We start from the raw sequence: 797 nt of genomic DNA, 5'->3' as shown, positions 1-797 counted from the left end.
GCCGTCGTTAAAGCCTGTGCAGCCCCTCTTGACCGTGCAACAATCAGGACACCTGATGTCTCACGATCAAGACGATGAACCAAACGCGGTTTTTCGCCTTTTTTATTACGCCATACCCTAAGCATACTATCCACATGACGCGTTAAACCAGAGCCACCCTGTACAGCTAAACCAGCTGGCTTGTTAAAAACAAAAATCTTTGGATCTTCATAAAGCAGCATTTTTTTCAAAATGACTTCATCATCCTGTCCCCGAAGTGTTTTATCCGTTACAGGAAGGCTTCCCATGTCATTAACAGGTAAAGGCGGTATGCGCACAACTTGCCCCATAAGAAGACGCGTATCAGCCTTAACACGCCGACCATCAATTCGTATCTGGCCAGAACGCAACAATTTCTGCAAATGCCCAAATCCAAGTCCTGGATAATGCGCTTTAAACCAACGATCTAAGCGCATTCCGCTTTCATCTACCTCAACCTTTTTTATTTCTACACCTGCCATGAAAGTTTCCTTGCCCAGTAATTTTATCAAATAATTTTGCTAAATAATTTTATTGACCCATGTTGCACCCTACTCTTATAAATACGAGAATCCATATTCTATAGGATTGGTTTTATCACACCATATTACAATCAGTATCCAAAATTGCATTTTTTTATTGTCAAAATTTTATTAACTCAAAGCCTAGCGATTACAATCGACATTTTATACTTGCAACAGCTAGTGGAGATGATCACCTGTGTCCCTATTTAGAACCTATGCACGTGTCCTCACTTATCTAAATAAAGAAAAAAATGC

Annotated in this window: 1 protein-coding gene; it reads right to left on the bottom strand. The window is 40.2% G+C overall.

Annotated elements, in window-relative coordinates; translation table 11 throughout:
- Positions 1 to 500, bottom strand: a 500-nt coding sequence (locus ACFINZ_RS10425) for a pseudouridine synthase (protein ID WP_375701475.1), incomplete at its 3' end; no start/stop codon positions are given.
- Positions 501 to 797: the final 297 nt, after the last annotated feature.

It is taken from the genome of Bartonella sp. AA81SXKL (assembly GCF_042196945.1).
Classification (GTDB): domain Bacteria; phylum Pseudomonadota; class Alphaproteobacteria; order Rhizobiales; family Rhizobiaceae; genus Bartonella.
Note: the sequence above shows the minus strand (reverse complement) of the source record. Positions and strands in the feature narration are given on the sequence as shown.